Genomic DNA, 14,645 nt, shown 5'->3' with positions numbered 1-14,645 from the left:
GGTCCAGTGGCTTAAGCAGCGAGGATACGCGGCGACCAAAGGAAGGTTTGTGATCAATCAATGGAATCGGGAAGTAAAAGCGTAGTTTACTCTCCGTAAAAATTAACGAAAGGAGGTCCGCGAATATGACTAACGAAAACAATTGCGTACTTGCTAACGGATGCATGGGGGCAGGTACGGCGGCTTGTACGAAACACTGTACGGCTTTCATTCAGATGCACGGCGTAAGCGGAAACGGAGGGCGGTCGGCGGCGGCAGGGCTTCCGCGTGAGTACCAGCTCGTGACGCTACAGAATTCGCCAGCGCGCGGTGACCAACCGGAGGCTTATAAAGCGGCTTATGCTTACGCGTCTACATTTAATCGTCAATTCGATCAGCAATCCGGTTCGGTAGCGGCAGCGGATCGCATCAAGTCGCTATACCTCGTAAGCGAATCGCCCGGCACCGGCAAGACGACGACGGCCGCCGCACTTCTTAACGAATGGTTGCGCGTCCACTATAGCGGATCATTGCGGCGCGGCCTCGAACCGTTACAGCGGCCAGCGTACTTCCTCGACGTAAATGCGTGGCAGAACGACTATAACGAATTCAACCGTCCACGTGTTCCGGATTCCGTTGCAGAGCCGGCGGCCGCCCGGTATTATCGTGCGCTTGAGGCCGCAAAGAAGGCGCCATTTGCCGTGCTGGACGATATAGGGGTTCGCGATGCAACGGACGGCTTCCGCGGCGATTTGCATACCGTTATTAACGCAAGAGTAACGAATCAGCTACCGACGATCTACACGAGCAACATTGCGCTCGATCAGCTTTGGCAAGTATTCGGTGAGCGACGTCTGGCCGATCGGGTAGGCGACCTATGCCGCGAGATTGAATTCGTAGGCGAATCGAAAAGGGGGATGCGTAGATGAAAACGGAATTCACCTTCGGAGATATCGTCTCGGTTGCCGGGTACGAAAATCGGATATTCTACGTCGAGGCTTGGCGCGAAGTAAAGGAAACCGATGAGTGGGGCGTAAGTGAATACGTCGAGTTCGAGCTGACCGACGCCATAAACGGTGAACTCCTCGACGCGTTCGAAACGGATCTGCGGCTGGTCTGCCGGAAACAGTTCGCGGAAGATTACCTTTTAGAGTACGACGAGACGAATTACCCGGAGCCGTCGGGCGCGGCGTTTCACTTTACGGATGATTATTCTTTCGGAATAGGTTACGCGAAAAAGGAGGCGGTGGGGATGACGAAAGGGCCGAAGGAAACGCCGAAGACGGCGCGGGTATTAAGTGCGCAGGAAGTTGCGAAACGCAAACGGAAGACTGACGAGTTGCTGGACGAATACAACGATAACATGCGCCTATACGAGACGTTTGGGGATGCGGAGTATAAAGCGAAGGCTGACGGTGTAATGGCGAAATTGAGACGGGAGGCGGGCGAATGAATGCGAAGGAAGCTTCCGAGAAAGCGTCTGATGCGCGGGAGATAATCAACCGAGATACTCGGACCGCGATTTATAAAACAATAAATCGTTTATCCGCAATAGGGCGTTACCAATGTTATGAAAACACCTCGCATCTTTATAAAGATGAAGTAAAGACCCTCATAAAAGAATTGCGGGCTTTAGGCTATAAAGTACGCCGAGACTCTTTTAACACAATTTATATTCGATGGGAAAGGGCGGAGCGCGCATGAACTACGGAACTTTACTAATATCGAAAGCTATCGAAGCAAACGATCCGAACGCCCTTCTGCGTTTCAATGTTTCCGAAGCCGACTTCCAAACGCAGGGCGAACGCAAGGCCTTCCGGTACGTTATGGATTACGCGGAGAAATACCGAGGCCAAGCGCCGACGGCTGAAATGCTTGCGAATGAGGTGCCGGACTTCCAGCCGGATTTTAACATCGAAGCCAGCTACGATTACCTTGCGAAAAATCTCAAGGATCGGGCGGCCGAGCGCGAATTTATCGAGCTGATGAACGGCCGTATTGATCCGGAAACCGATCGCCAAGTTCAGGAGCCGCAGCTCGAAAAACGATTTATTGAAGCGCAAAAAAGCGGAGATATGGGAAAATTCTTCGAGTGGTTGACGGGGCAGGCCGAAAGTCTTAAAATGAGAACAAACGTTCGAAATTCGGTCGGGACGGATATCAAACGGGACATCGACAAGTTTAAAGCGGAATATGAAAACCGTAAGGCCGGCGAGTCCTTTCGGATCTGGCGCAGCAAATTCGACTTTGTTAATAAGGCGATGGGTGGCTACGTCTCGTCGAACGTGTACGTGATCTACGGAAAGTCGGGCCGGGGTAAATCGGCCGTATCGTTAGAGGAGGTCACTAACTGTGCGATGCAGGGGGCGAACGTTCTGATTTGGTCGATGGAAATGGGCTGGTACGAAGTGTTGGTGCGTCTGTACGTATCGATTTCCGGAACCATGGGCGTTACGACTGCGACTCTGGACGGCGTCGATATGGAAGCCGGATTCAATTCTCGCGATGTACGTCAGGGAAAACTATCCGACGAGTTCGAGGCGGGTTTTATGGAATTCCTTGATCGTCTTAACGAAATCATTCCGGGAAACATTACGGTGCGAGCTGTCGACGATGAAGACTTCGGCTCAAGAACCCTACGCGACCTAAAATCGGACATTATTGAAACGAAGGCCGACGTCGTGCTTGTAGATCCGTTTTATTACCTCGACTACGAAGCCAATACGTCAAAGACGGCGGGCGGGGATGCGGCTAATACTTCGCAAAAACTGCGCCGTCTGGCCGGGCATACGAAAACGACGATCTTTGCGCTCACACAGGCAGATGAGGATGACGAGAAAGAAACGGAAGACGGAGCGCGCGAGCTTAAGCTGCCGCAGCGTAAGGACGTCAAGAAAACGAAAGCCCTGCTCGAAGATGCTGCGTTATTGATCGCAGTTGATACGAACGCGAAAGAAGGCCGCGGCTTGATCGGATTGAACAAAGGGCGCGACGGCGGCGAAGGGGAAGTCGCAGAGATCATCTATTTGCCGCAAATCGGCGTAGTAAAACAGCCGGAAACGGGTGCCGGGGCTGCGGACGTGTTCGAGTTTTAGATCGTTTGGAATTTACCGGATGATATTGTCAACAATTACATCTAAATTTTTGAATATTTTCGACAAATTGCGACTGTAATTCTCGTAACAATGTCGTAATATAATTTACAAGTCTCGAAAGGAAGTGTCTCGAATTGCCGATATTAACTTTGAATGGACGTTTTGTGGACGTCGACATTCGGTATGAGCTCGAACAATTCGACTGGACCCGGCCGACGTGGGGCGATGAACGCCTGCTGGCCGCCAGTCCATTCAGATACGATCGGACTCCGAGCTTTTACGTATATCTCGAAGACACAGCGTCGGCAAAAGCCGGCTATTGGGGCGACTCGGGCGCCTATGACGAAGAATTTGCGCGGGGCGGGTTCGTTAAACTGCTCGCTTTCCTGCGCGGCGAAACCGAAGACGATGCAATCGATTACTTATTGGAAACGTATGCACCGGCGGCTGAAGGTGGACGTATGGCGTTGCGGCTCCCGAAATTAAAGGCCGTCACGAAGCCGGAACCTTTAGCGGAATCGGTCCTCGCTGACACAACGCCGGGGCCTAACGCTTATCTAACGGGCCGGGGCATTGCGGACGCGGCACAAGAAGAGGCCGGCGTATCACTTGCCGGAAATGCAGTCGCGATTCCCTGGCGGCTTCCTAACGGCCGGCTGGCAAACGTTAAGTATAGGGCAACGAAGGGGAAGGCGTTCTGGTACGTAAAAGGCGGCTTGCCTATCCGGTATTTAGTTTACGGAATGGATCTCGTATATGCGCAACGGATTAAAAGCGCAGTGATATGCGAGGCAGAGATCGACGCTATGGCGTGGCGGTCTGCGGGTGTACCGGCGATCGGAACAGGCGGCAGCACATTTAATTTACAGAAGGCGGACATAATTGCGCAGTCACCTATCGAATATTTAACGGTGGTTACAGATAACGACAAAGCTGGCGAAAAGTTACGGCGGGAGATTGAGCGTTATTTGAGCGGAAAGGTGCGGCTTGCGCACGGTTATATTACGGAGGTGAAAGACGCTGATGAACTACTTATAAAGCGCGGTACAGAAGCGTTGCAAGACGTGTATGATCGTGCGGAGGTCGTAAGAAATACTTTACGTTTAGGTTCGGGAATTCCCGTACTTTAGGTCGGCGGAGGTTGTATTAACCCTCCGTGTTGCTGTCGGATACCTCAATCCAATCGTACAGATCTTCGGGCGCGCAGCCGAGCATCATTGCGATATTGTAGGTTCGTTCGATGCTCGGAAGATTCCGAAGGCTGACGTAATCGGACATTTGCGTTTTTGATACTCCGACCATTGCTGCGAGTTGACTGAGACTGATTCCGCGTTTCTTGCATAGTTCGGGTATCCGACATTTGCCGACCTTAAACGTAATAAACACCTCCATTCGTAAAGGTGTCCAGTATATTTTATATTATCGCTTTAACAAAAACTACCGAAAATTATTATTGACATATCGATAATGCAATAATATAATTGAGTTAGTTAAAAGTTGCTGATCGAATTTAAATAGATAATCAAGGAGGTAGGCTCACTTGGAATACATCACAAAAATGGTGCATGATTTTATTGAAGACCACGATGACATAAAAAAGACGGATGTTATGGAGTTTGTTGGAATGAGTGAAAGTGCATATAGGGATTTTTTCAAGAAAGGCAAAATAAGTTTCAAGAAACTTATTAAATTCGCTCAACTGATTTCAAGAGAAACAGGAAAGGGAAGTCATGAAATTTTGTCAGAATGGTGTTTGCATATCACACGGACAGAAACAATAAAAAATGCATTTGAATACTCCGCAATTACTACAAACGCTCCCCTTTTAAAAAGATTATTACTACTTCACCAAAATACTGACGGAGTTCTTAAACAGACGGTGGAAGTGTACCGCATTGTTTATAACTATATGGTAGGAACGTTGAGCGGTTTTGAACTGAAGGATGCAATAGGAAGACTCCACAATATAACAAGTAAACCCCTTTTGATCTTAATGAATATCATTCGACAGTATAACAACTATTTTGAAGGTGACATACAAAAAATAATAAATGAAGTCTCGGAAATCCAGAAGGATATAACAAACCTAGGGCCGCGAGAAACCTTTTATAAAGAATGCTTAACGTTCAGGGTCTGTGAATTATTGGCGCCTATTAGTTTGCAACTTAATGATGTAAAATCTGCTCGGGATTTTGCTGAATCCATTATTAATGCAAATATATCCGCGAAAAAGAAATCTGATGCATATTATGTTATAGGGATGTCGTACTTACCGGATGATAAAAATGTCTGTTTGTATAACCTCCGGAAAAGCTACGAGTTAATGCGTGAAGTGGGCGATTTGCAGTATATCCAAGAGGCAAAATTCAATTTAGATTTCGCTAAAGTCTTTCACGGCGTTGAGCTTGATGAAGATTCTAACTTCAGGCTGAGAGCATATCAGAAAGCGAGAAACGGGAAAATTTCTTTAGCGAAGTTACATACGATATTAGAGAGGGGCGATAAAGACAATTTTATAATATTTTTCGAAAACACAGCGGAAAAGTCAATAGATGTAATGTATAATTGCCTAGAGTCTTTTTTCTGTCAAGAAAACTTCTTTTTTGCAAGGTTAGTAGCGAAAGAGCTTGAGAAAGCAGGAGCTGACTCACGAGCGCTTAGACCATTCCTAAAATTCAAAAAATTAATTAAAGGAGAGGTTTTAATTGAAAAAGATATTATTAGCCACTTTAATCGTAGTGATGGCGGCAGCAGGATTTGCATTTAAATATGATACACAGAATCAAGCTAGCACCGAAGGAGGATATAAGGTAGCCGACATTCGGGTTGGCGCTTAATTCTTTATTAACCCCACAACATTACGTTGTGGGGTTTTTTAATTTTCTAAAGCTTCTACGAAACACGATACTCAGGTCGTATCCGCGCTACTTATTTTTATATAAATAGGGTGTCGTTTTCAGATAATTGCAGAAAATACTTGGTATTATTTACACATAGAGAAAAAACAAACAAAAAAATGCGCGGTTGTGTAAGTAGGTGCATATAGTCGTATGTAAGCAAAAGGGAGGACGTAAAATTGAGAAAAGAACAATTGAATAGCGAAGTATTAAAGTACCAAGAAAGTAGAAGTGAATCTGCTTTTAGGATGGTTTACGATTACTTCATAACAAGAAATGACCGAAAGTTCAAAACAATCGGTAAATCAATTGGTGCAGATTATTATGAGGCAAGAGCGATTTATGAAGATACCTTACTTTCTTGCATTGAGTCGTACAACGGAGAGCATGATTTTGAAAGGTTATTTAATGCAAGTGTTCCGTTACAGAGGCGTTATTTTTTAAGGGGGCGGGTAAACAGAAACAAAAGAGAAATTATACCAAAAGGAGACCATAAGGATGCGGCAACATTCGAGGTCCCCTGCACGATAACCCCGGAAGAACTTTTGACAACAAAAAAAGAAGTTGACCAGCGGCAACTGATCAACTTCCTATTAGGTACTACATCTGACGCAACGACAATACAAATCGCCGAAGCATATCTTTCGAGTGAGAAGCCAACTCCGACGGCAATCGGGAAAAAGTTGGGTCTACATCACTCAACAGTCATACGCAAACTCGAAAAGCTCTCACGCAATTTCGATACCAAACAGTTCGGCGATTACCGAGACTACTTGATCGCGCAATAACTACGCAGCTAGGCCCGAAGGACTTTCGCTACGTCCTCATTGTATTGCATATTGTCAACGAATTCAAGAGAACAATTATGCGAACATGTCCTCGGCCTAGTGCGATTATCCTTAAAATAACGGAGGCTAACGTACTATGCATACATCGAATTTACCCACATTTAACGAATCTCAAACGCTTTTAGCGCTAGATGAGCGCAAACTCACCGATTTCATTTATCATGGCGCATGGTCGCACGATGAAGACCTGGCCGACTATCTACCGGCAACTCCGATTAAGGCGGTACGCGTCGGATGATTACCGCCGGTCAGGTCAAGTTTTCGCACCACGCACGCAAGCGCCTGAAGGAACGTTACAATATTACGAATTTACACGTAGCACGTAATTGGATTGCGCAAAAGCTTCAGCACGCAAAGTATCTCGGAATCACCGTAGATTCTAGCGGCAAGGAAGCGCGTATGTATGGCGGAAAAGGAGTCGTTATACTCTTCGCGCTGAATAGCGATTATGTACTGACCGTTCATCCTCCCGAAAAGAATACGGCCATCCGATTTATCAACGAAGCGTACGACACGATGAAACAAAGCGTAGAGGCTGCGGTTCAGAATAACGAAAATTATGCCGCGGAGCTTCACGAAGAAATAGCGCATCTGACGGCCGAGCTTAAACGAACGCGATCAAAAGCGAAGAAGATGGCGTACCAGGCGCGAATCAATGCGGTTCAGATGCGTATTGACGAATTGCCCGCCGAATCCTTCGAATTAAAACGCAGGCTTACAAAAGCGGCGAAAGGAGTTGCGGCGTATGTCTGATCTTTCGTGGGTGGGACCGATTGCCGCCGTCATCATCGGATTAATACTTTTCGGCATGTGGACGCAAAGTGGCGAAGACGACGCATCATAGGCGCGTCGCGTCCTCGGAGAATGTCGGGGCGGCCGTTAGGTAATCCGTGTCGCGTCGCTACGGCCAAGCGCTGGCGGCGTTTCGGGCGCAGACACCGGCATTTTGCGAGGGCGAAAAGCCTTAATAAAAACGTAGGGGGAAAACGAATGGGCTTAAGAGATACTTTGAAACAACGTGAGGCACAACGTGAAGCAGCGCAATCAGGGGGCGAATTTCCGGAAGGTGTAACGCGATATGTCCGCATGGGTAAGCACGGTGAGGTAAACGCAGAAGGTCGTACATTCGTTATCCTCGCAGATCCGGACGATTGGTTTGCGTATTATGTTCACGAACACAGCACTTACAACGGTCAGAGAAACATTTACCACTTCCGTAAGCACACTTGTCTGCACTCGCCGAAAGCAATCCGACCAGATCACGGTGCGTTTAAAAAGCCAAATCCGGAAGTTTGTCCGTCTTGCTTAGTCGGAGCTCCGCGTAAGCTTTACGCAATGATTCCTGTTTACGATCTCGAATACAAAACATATCGCGTAATTGATACGAAGGATTTCCATATCAACAACCTTGTATCCGACTATGATAAAGCCGAAAAGATGGGCCGCAAATTTAATCCGGATTATTCACTCGTAGGAGAAGCGATCCATATCAAGCAGGTAGACAAAACGTTCTCTATTGAGTCGGGAGACGCGACAGAAGAACAGTTGGCTGAAGCGAAAAAGTTTATCGGAATTGACTACGGATACGAAGAACTCGCTAACTTCCGTGAAGAAGCGGATATCATCGGGCTATTACACGAGGCTGACGACGAAGCGAAGATTGATCGCGCTAAGTTACCGCCAGTTCCGGCGACTAAAGAAGCGGCGGACTCTAACGAACCTACTTCCGAAGAATTACCGTTCTAATCACGCACCAACCAAACGAAAAGGAGGCGCTCACATGGCGCATAAAGCAGAAGATACCGGCAAGTATTCGGAACTGATCGCTCGTGCTGCGCTGCTGGCTAGCGGCTGGCAGGCGGTCAGTACGTCCGAAACGGAAGAGGCATTCGACATTAGCGCAAAAGATCCGTTGAGTGGCGAATGGAAAACGTTTCAGGTGAAGACGATTTATGACCGGAAGAAGCGCGGCAGCCTCATCGTTCAGGCACGGAAAAGCGACCGAACGCCGTATAAGCTCGATGAGGTCGATTACTTTATCGGCGTGCTTATCGGACGCGGTCCGGTGCCTACCGTGTGGATGTTCGAGAATCGCGAGCTCACCGAGTATTGGGGGCCGCAGTCGAAGGATGGCAAACGGTGGGTACGGATGGATTTGAACTTTCGGCGCGAAGACGTAGAGCTTACGAAAATTAACGAATCGGAGGCTGTATGATGGCGAAATATAAACTCTTCAAAGTCGGCCTAGACGGTTGTTACGACATTATTGCGGCAGAAACAGCGGAGCAAGCATTGGCGCATCAACTAAGTTTGATCGAGCCGAATCACTATTCGGTGGGTGAAGTGCCGGAAGTTTCCGAGATTGATACGGACACCGTGGAGAAATTCGAGACGGAAACGGGCAGATTTGAATACATGACATATGCGGAATACTTGGCGGATTTTAAATACGAGGAGCCAGCAATTGTTTGCTGGTTCGAATAAGGAGGACGAACGGATGGCGAAATTAGACGGCGTTAAGACACTCGATATGGTGAACGGTGAAATTACGAAGGTTGCGTATGGCGGTTCGGAATATGTGAAGGCGGAAGGTTTACCGAAGATGGGCGATTTGGTGCTGGCTCAGAAATGCGGTTACGACATTACCTACGGCGCTTTCTACAAAATTACGGAGGACGCCGACCATGAGGAAGACGTTAGATTCTTGGACGACGCAGATGATGGGCGGGTTAGAGATGTCGACGATTACGTACTCTTCCGCAAAGTATCCGCCAGTACCGATCCGTCCCTAGAAGAACGCGTCAGCTCTGCGGAAGACGAAATCGAATCGTTAAAATCCGACGTGGCTGCGTTGAAGGGTGAAGCGGAATATAAGCGAATTGACGCAGATGAGGCGGAGGTGGGCGATTTCGTTAAATTCGATGATCCGCCGGACTACTTAACCGATGAGGAATATTACGAAATTGATCGATTCGATAGTTCTAGAGATCCTTGGATCACTGACGATGATGGAGACGAGTATGACGCTAGTAACCGTGACTTCGTATTCTACCGCAAAGTAAGCGCCGTAACCGCAGAAGCTGAGCGTCTGAAGGTCGGTGATTATGCGAAGGTGGTCCGTGAGGAATGGGGTCATCTGTTCGATACTGATGACGTAATCGAGTTAATTGAGGAGGGGTACACCCCGAATTTTAAAGCGCGACGTCTCTTAGACGGAGAAGTTTGGTGCGTCGCTGCGTCGGAAGTTGTACGCGCCACTGACGAAGAAGTTGCCGAAGCTAAAGACGCAGCAGCACGCGCTAAATTTAAAAGAGGCGATAAGGTGCGGTTGCTTTCAGGCGGCGGAGACTACCCTCTTAGCGGATTTGAGAACGATAAGATTTACGAGGTTTTATATAATAACTTCAATCACCCTAAGGGTAAACGTATTCGAATCGCTGACAGTACCGAGAGGTTCGGCTACGCAACGCCAGATCAGCTCGAAATTTTATCCGAAGAGGAAGCCGCCGAAATCGAGCGCAAGCAAGCCGAAGAAGCGAAGTGGGCGAAGATTGGGCGCAAGGTTGGCGAGTATAAGAAAGGCGATATCGCAAAACTAACAATCAGAAATGGCGATATTTTCTTCGGTGAGATTACCGGACTTAGAGGAGGCAACTACTACGGTTTCAAGCATTTGCACGCTAAATACGGAACTACGTCTGAGAATACGCGAGATTTAACACTCATCACGCCAGTCGAGGCGCGCTTTGACCGATAAGCCGGCCGCCGTCTGCGCCGCATGTAACGCTAACCTTTACGAAGGGCGATCCGCAATTTACGATTCGCTCTTCGAGGTATATGCGTGCGGGCCGTCTTGCTGGTTGGGGTGGTATGCGGATAATGAAGCGGAGTATAAACGGAAATGGACGGAGGCGATCGATTTATGAAGAGATTACCGAGAGCAATCGCATTTCTATTCGGAATTATAGCCGCATTTGTTGCGGGCGTATTCGCGCTTTATTCGGCTGTAGCTCCGTTAATTTTATTGGTAGGCGTAATAATTTTCGGATACCTGAACGTAACGAGCGATTAAGCGGACTTTATTACGCGAGGAAGGAGGACGACGGATGGAAGGCTTACGGTTAAATATGAACGCGCTGAAGCCAGCGGCGCCGAAATCGGACGTAGTAGAGGCGACGGCCAAGCGGAAGGTAGAGGCGAAGAAGGCGGAAACGCTTGACGAGGCTTTCGAACGCATCGCTAGGACGTGCAAATTTAACGATAAAGAAAGACGCGAGTTTGATGCGGCATGGCGAGCGCAGAAGACTGGCGATTTAGTCCGTACAAAAAACAACAAACTGACGAAAACGGAAGCGTGTGCGCTCGGTAAACAGCAGCTCGCGAAAGAGAATGAGGTTCTGCGACAGAAGCGTATGGAAGAAACGGTTCGCACAAAGCCGGACAATTATTACGTTATTACGAGGGACGAAGATCTGGCACCAATGATCGAACGGTTGCGTCAAGAAGTAAAAGCGCAGCAACTCGACCCGTGGTTCCGTAAAGTATTCGATCTCTTTAACGACACGCACATTAGACGAAAGCTAGCGGAACGAGGCATTGAAATTCCACTCGCGATGTCATTTACCGAATGGGATACGGAGACATCCGGAACTGATACGTTTATCGATATGTCGGGCGGCTATTCGTTCTGGTTGCCTTGCTTAAACGAAGGCTACTACGTTGCATACGGTCATTTGACGGAAGACGAACAATGTACGCGATCGGCTGCGTTAGATATATGCCGGGCTTTCATTGTAGATGCGCGACATATCAAAGCGTTCCATAATACGCCCTTCGACTACGCGATGTTTCTGAACGACGGGCTTGAGCCGAAGGGTTTCCGATATGACTCGCTAGATGCGGCGCGATTAATGAATGAACATGAGCAATCGATTGGTTTGAAGGAGCTCGTCACGAAATACAAACAATACATCGGCGCAGATCATCTGGACGATTTCACATTCGAGGATCTATTCGGAAAGGGTTCACCGATGGTCTACTCGCCTGAAGTAGTCGGCATATACGCGATCAAGGATACCGAAAAAGGATGGCTTCTAACGCGTTGGCAAATCGATATGATGCTGAAGATTGACGACCTCTATTATCCGTACTTCGAAATCCGTCAGTATCTCTACGAAGTAAATACGACGATTGAGCGTACTGGTTTCGTGATTGACGACGAGGAACTTATGCGATTGAAGGCCGATTATGAGCCTCAATTACAGCAAGCAATCGATGATATACATGAAGCGTATCAGATCGATGACGATTTCCTTTATAAGATGTCGATGCACCTTAAGGGCGATAAAATTCGGTCTTGGCAGGAGAACCGTAAGAAGCAAATCGCTAAACAAGCGGAGATGCTTGCGAAATGTGAAGCGGAGTTTAAAAAGGCGAATCCAGCAACGAAAAAATACGCACAGCTTAAAGAGCGCATCCATAAATACAAGACGCAACCACTGGCGCCAGCTATTCCTCAGAACGCGCCTGATTATATTCACGAATTCAACCTCGATTCTGATCAGCACGTTCAGTACCTGATATACGATGTGCTTGGAATCGAAGACAAAACGAAGATCATCGATAAGAAGAAAGAGCGCGCGGTTAGTAAGGACGTACTTGCGCTCTACTTTAAAGATGAGCCGCGTCTTAAACCGATGGCAACATTCTCCGAACTGACAACGCTACTAGGGACGTTCATTAATAGGATTCCTTACGTTAAAGATGCGGATGGGCGCCTTCACACGCAGCTACAGACCGTATCGACAGGGCGTTATAGTTCGAAAAGCTATACAGGCAAAGATAACGAACTCTATAGCGAAAATATTTCCGATGAAGACTTTCTCGAACATATGAAACGCTTAGTCGACGCGCCAAAGAAAACGGAGAAGGGGAGGAACATCCAAAACATCCCGTCACGTACTGAGCGAGGTCAACGCGTGAGGATGGCGTTTAGGCCGCCGGAAGGATATACGTTCATTGGATCGGATTTATCATCGATAGAACCGAGGATTCAGGCACACCGGATGGCGACGGAGTTCGGAGACGAGATATTCGCGGATATGTACCGACAAGGGCTTGATCCATACGTTGAGTTTGCCGCAATTCTTTTCAATGTTCCGCAAGAGATATGTACGGAGGCTTATTATAAATCCGTAAAAGGGACGCCAGACGCAGTTCCAGCGTACCGAAAAGCGATGAAGCAGATGTTCCTCGCGATTGGTTACGGTCAGGCTTTCGATATGTTCTATAAAGGCGTTATTCCTTTCGGTATTAGCGAAGAACAAGCGAAAGTCGCCTACGGAAAGTTTGACGAAATCTTACCGGGCTTTAAGGGAATGGTCGAGGCTACATTCGCACATTTACGAAAGCATGGTTGGACTGCGACGATCTTCAAACAAAAACGTCGTTTTCCGGGATATGTCGAGAAGTACAAACGGCTCTGCCAGCTTATGCGTAAGTGCGGCATAGCGGACAAAAACGATCCGGACCTCGGCAAGAAAACGAATAAATTACGTTGGGAAGAACGGTCTGAATTCTGGGATCTGATGCGATTTACTGGCGGATGCGAGCGCGCTGCCTTTAACCATACGATTCAAGGATCGGGCGCAAATATTCTACAGATGTGCATGATCCGCGTTTATTACGAATGTGTATTAGGTCGCCGATGGGAATTCCCTCTGACGCTGCATGACGAATTGAAATGCGCTATTCCTAACGAACAATTGACGCGAGAAGCAACGGATTTATTTGACGACATTATGACGAATACGTTCAAGCTAGTTCTTCCATTAGATTGCGATACGGTAATCGAGCCGTGCTGGATGGAAGAATACGGTCCGGACGAATGGTTTAAAAACAAGGAGGCGGTTTGATGGGCGAAATGAAAAAGTATACGGATATCGTGCGGCTTGGTCATCGTACTACTGAGGGCGTTCTAACTGAGAATGATTACGTAGTTGTTTACGAAAAACTGGATGGAGCAAACGCATCGTTCACGCTCAATCATGACACATATGAACTAGAAGTTTTTTCGCGTAATAGGAAGCTAGACAACGAGAACAAATTACGTGGGTTCTATGAATATACGCAGAAAATCGACCCGGAGGACCTCAACAGCGAATACATCTACTTCGGAGAATGGCTCGTTAAGCACAAGGTTGATTACGGTGTTAATAAGAATGAATTTTACCTCTTCGATATTTACGACAAGAAAGAGGGCGTTTATCTCTCACACGCGGCCGTTGTTTCGGAGGCTTTCCGACTTGGCCTTACTTTGGCCCCTATTCTTTACGCAGGAAAATATCGCGGCTTCGATCATTTGCAAAACTTTGTTGGGCGTAGTGCACTAGCAAATGAATCGGCCGGGGGCGAGGGAGTTGTCGTAAAGAACGTAAGCTATCGCGATAATTTCGGCAAGCAACTTTTCGTAAAAGTCGTCAGTGATTCGTTCAGAGAGATGCAGCTGCAGAAAGCTCCGCGCGATCCTGCGAAATTAAACGCCGAGCAAACCTTCGTAAGAACGTTCGCAACGAAAGGACGCGTCGATAAACTCCTACGAAAGATGGTTGACGAAGGGGTCATCGAAGAGAAATTCGATCTATCGGACATGGGAGTAATCCTCTCGCATTTAGGCGGCCGAGTATACGACGACCTTATTAAAGAAGAATCCGACAGTTTGTCGCAGGATTTCGAAGAAAAAGCTGTACGTAAGGCAATTGGAAAATACGTTCCGGTGCTTGTGCGGGAGATTATCGAAGAAGAAACAAAACGGGAGGCGGTTTAAT

General features: G+C 47.6%; 16 protein-coding genes. 15 read left to right on the top strand and 1 reads right to left on the bottom strand.

Annotated features, from left to right (window positions below):
- Positions 1-125: 125 nt before the first annotated feature.
- From VP472_RS15010 to VP472_RS14990, 5 genes are all read left to right on the top strand, one after another.
- Positions 126-908 carry a P-loop NTPase family protein gene (locus tag VP472_RS15010; protein ID WP_153986731.1) on the top strand — a complete coding sequence of 261 codons (783 nt, stop codon included), beginning with the start codon at positions 126-128 and terminating at the stop codon, positions 906-908.
- Positions 905-1,432 (top strand): hypothetical protein, encoded by a 528-nt coding sequence (locus VP472_RS15005; protein ID WP_153986730.1) that lies wholly within the window; start codon positions 905-907, stop codon positions 1,430-1,432. The genes VP472_RS15010 and VP472_RS15005 overlap by 4 nt, the downstream gene beginning before the upstream one ends.
- Entirely contained in the window at positions 1,429-1,683 is a 255-nt protein-coding gene (locus tag VP472_RS15000) for a hypothetical protein (protein WP_153986729.1), read from the top strand. The genes VP472_RS15005 and VP472_RS15000 overlap by 4 nt, the downstream gene beginning before the upstream one ends.
- Positions 1,680-3,074 carry a DnaB-like helicase C-terminal domain-containing protein gene (locus tag VP472_RS14995; protein ID WP_153986728.1) on the top strand — a complete coding sequence of 465 codons (1,395 nt, stop codon included), beginning with the start codon at positions 1,680-1,682 and terminating at the stop codon, positions 3,072-3,074. The genes VP472_RS15000 and VP472_RS14995 overlap by 4 nt, the downstream gene beginning before the upstream one ends.
- Positions 3,075-3,208: 134 nt before the next feature.
- Complete coding sequence (locus tag VP472_RS14990; RefSeq protein WP_153986727.1) at positions 3,209-4,204, top strand: toprim domain-containing protein; 996 nt, start codon at positions 3,209-3,211, stop codon at positions 4,202-4,204.
- A 16-nt stretch (positions 4,205-4,220) separates the two neighbouring features.
- Here the strand turns inward: VP472_RS14990 and VP472_RS14985 are convergent, their stop codons facing one another.
- Entirely contained in the window at positions 4,221-4,466 is a 246-nt protein-coding gene (locus tag VP472_RS14985) for a helix-turn-helix domain-containing protein (RefSeq protein ID WP_076982979.1), read from the bottom strand.
- Positions 4,467-4,614: 148 nt separating this feature from the next.
- On the opposite strand from VP472_RS14985, the gene VP472_RS14980 reads away from it, so the two are divergent.
- The 10 genes from VP472_RS14980 (at position 4,615) to VP472_RS14935 (ending at position 14,644) form a co-directional block, all read left to right on the top strand.
- Positions 4,615-5,841, top strand: coding sequence for an AimR family lysis-lysogeny pheromone receptor (locus VP472_RS14980; protein WP_094247561.1), 1,227 nt, complete (start codon positions 4,615-4,617; stop codon positions 5,839-5,841).
- A 309-nt stretch (positions 5,842-6,150) separates the two neighbouring features.
- Positions 6,151-6,759: a MarR family transcriptional regulator gene (locus VP472_RS14975; protein ID WP_088030631.1), complete on the top strand. Its 609-nt coding sequence runs from the start codon at positions 6,151-6,153 to the stop codon at positions 6,757-6,759.
- 294 nt (positions 6,760-7,053) lie between these two features.
- Complete coding sequence (locus tag VP472_RS14970; protein WP_153986726.1) at positions 7,054-7,572, top strand: hypothetical protein; 519 nt, start codon at positions 7,054-7,056, stop codon at positions 7,570-7,572.
- A gap of 237 nt (positions 7,573-7,809) precedes the next feature.
- The gene (locus VP472_RS14965; RefSeq protein ID WP_153986725.1) at positions 7,810-8,565 is read left to right on the top strand and encodes a single-stranded DNA-binding protein; all 756 of its coding nucleotides are present in this window, start codon (positions 7,810-7,812) and stop codon (positions 8,563-8,565) included.
- A gap of 34 nt (positions 8,566-8,599) precedes the next feature.
- Positions 8,600-9,034 carry a hypothetical protein gene (locus tag VP472_RS14960; RefSeq protein ID WP_094247563.1) on the top strand — a complete coding sequence of 145 codons (435 nt, stop codon included), beginning with the start codon at positions 8,600-8,602 and terminating at the stop codon, positions 9,032-9,034.
- Positions 9,031-9,303 (top strand): hypothetical protein, encoded by a 273-nt coding sequence (locus tag VP472_RS14955; protein WP_145956748.1) that lies wholly within the window; start codon positions 9,031-9,033, stop codon positions 9,301-9,303. Before VP472_RS14960 ends, VP472_RS14955 begins: the two co-directional genes overlap by 4 nt.
- Positions 9,304-9,316: 13 nt before the next feature.
- Positions 9,317-10,576 carry a hypothetical protein gene (locus VP472_RS14950; RefSeq protein ID WP_153986724.1) on the top strand — a complete coding sequence of 420 codons (1,260 nt, stop codon included), beginning with the start codon at positions 9,317-9,319 and terminating at the stop codon, positions 10,574-10,576.
- A gap of 165 nt (positions 10,577-10,741) precedes the next feature.
- The gene (locus tag VP472_RS14945; RefSeq protein WP_153986723.1) at positions 10,742-10,891 is read left to right on the top strand and encodes a hypothetical protein; all 150 of its coding nucleotides are present in this window, start codon (positions 10,742-10,744) and stop codon (positions 10,889-10,891) included.
- 34 nt (positions 10,892-10,925) lie between these two features.
- Positions 10,926-13,733, top strand: coding sequence for a DNA polymerase (locus VP472_RS14940; RefSeq protein WP_227005772.1), 2,808 nt, complete (start codon positions 10,926-10,928; stop codon positions 13,731-13,733).
- A complete protein-coding gene (locus VP472_RS14935; RefSeq protein WP_153986722.1) occupies positions 13,733-14,644 on the top strand; it encodes an RNA ligase family protein in 912 nt (303 codons plus the stop codon). Before VP472_RS14940 ends, VP472_RS14935 begins: the two co-directional genes overlap by 1 nt.
- Position 14,645 lies beyond the last annotated feature (1 nt).

Source organism: Bacillus sp. MT(2024) (assembly GCF_036362845.1).
Classification (GTDB): domain Bacteria; phylum Bacillota; class Bacilli; order Bacillales; family Bacillaceae; genus Bacillus; species Bacillus velezensis.
This window is presented reverse-complemented; position numbering and strand designations above follow the sequence as displayed.

Bases quoted from the DNA above. Each gene is read 5' to 3' on its own strand.
- VP472_RS15010 (WP_153986731.1), top strand. From the start codon at position 126: ATGACTAACGAAAACAATTGCGTACTTGCTAACGGATGCATGGGGGCA.
- VP472_RS15005 (WP_153986730.1), top strand. From the start codon at position 905: ATGAAAACGGAATTCACCTTCGGAGATATCGTCTCGGTTGCCGGGTAC.
- VP472_RS15000 (WP_153986729.1), top strand. From the start codon at position 1,429: ATGAATGCGAAGGAAGCTTCCGAGAAAGCGTCTGATGCGCGGGAGATA.
- VP472_RS14995 (WP_153986728.1), top strand. From the start codon at position 1,680: ATGAACTACGGAACTTTACTAATATCGAAAGCTATCGAAGCAAACGAT.
- VP472_RS14985 (WP_076982979.1), bottom strand. From the start codon at position 4,466: ATGGAGGTGTTTATTACGTTTAAGGTCGGCAAATGTCGGATACCCGAA.
- VP472_RS14970 (WP_153986726.1), top strand. From the start codon at position 7,054: ATGATTACCGCCGGTCAGGTCAAGTTTTCGCACCACGCACGCAAGCGC.
- VP472_RS14965 (WP_153986725.1), top strand. From the start codon at position 7,810: ATGGGCTTAAGAGATACTTTGAAACAACGTGAGGCACAACGTGAAGCA.
- VP472_RS14960 (WP_094247563.1), top strand. From the start codon at position 8,600: ATGGCGCATAAAGCAGAAGATACCGGCAAGTATTCGGAACTGATCGCT.
- VP472_RS14955 (WP_145956748.1), top strand. From the start codon at position 9,031: ATGATGGCGAAATATAAACTCTTCAAAGTCGGCCTAGACGGTTGTTAC.
- VP472_RS14950 (WP_153986724.1), top strand. From the start codon at position 9,317: ATGGCGAAATTAGACGGCGTTAAGACACTCGATATGGTGAACGGTGAA.
- VP472_RS14945 (WP_153986723.1), top strand. From the start codon at position 10,742: ATGAAGAGATTACCGAGAGCAATCGCATTTCTATTCGGAATTATAGCC.
- VP472_RS14940 (WP_227005772.1), top strand. From the start codon at position 10,926: ATGGAAGGCTTACGGTTAAATATGAACGCGCTGAAGCCAGCGGCGCCG.
- VP472_RS14935 (WP_153986722.1), top strand. From the start codon at position 13,733: ATGGGCGAAATGAAAAAGTATACGGATATCGTGCGGCTTGGTCATCGT.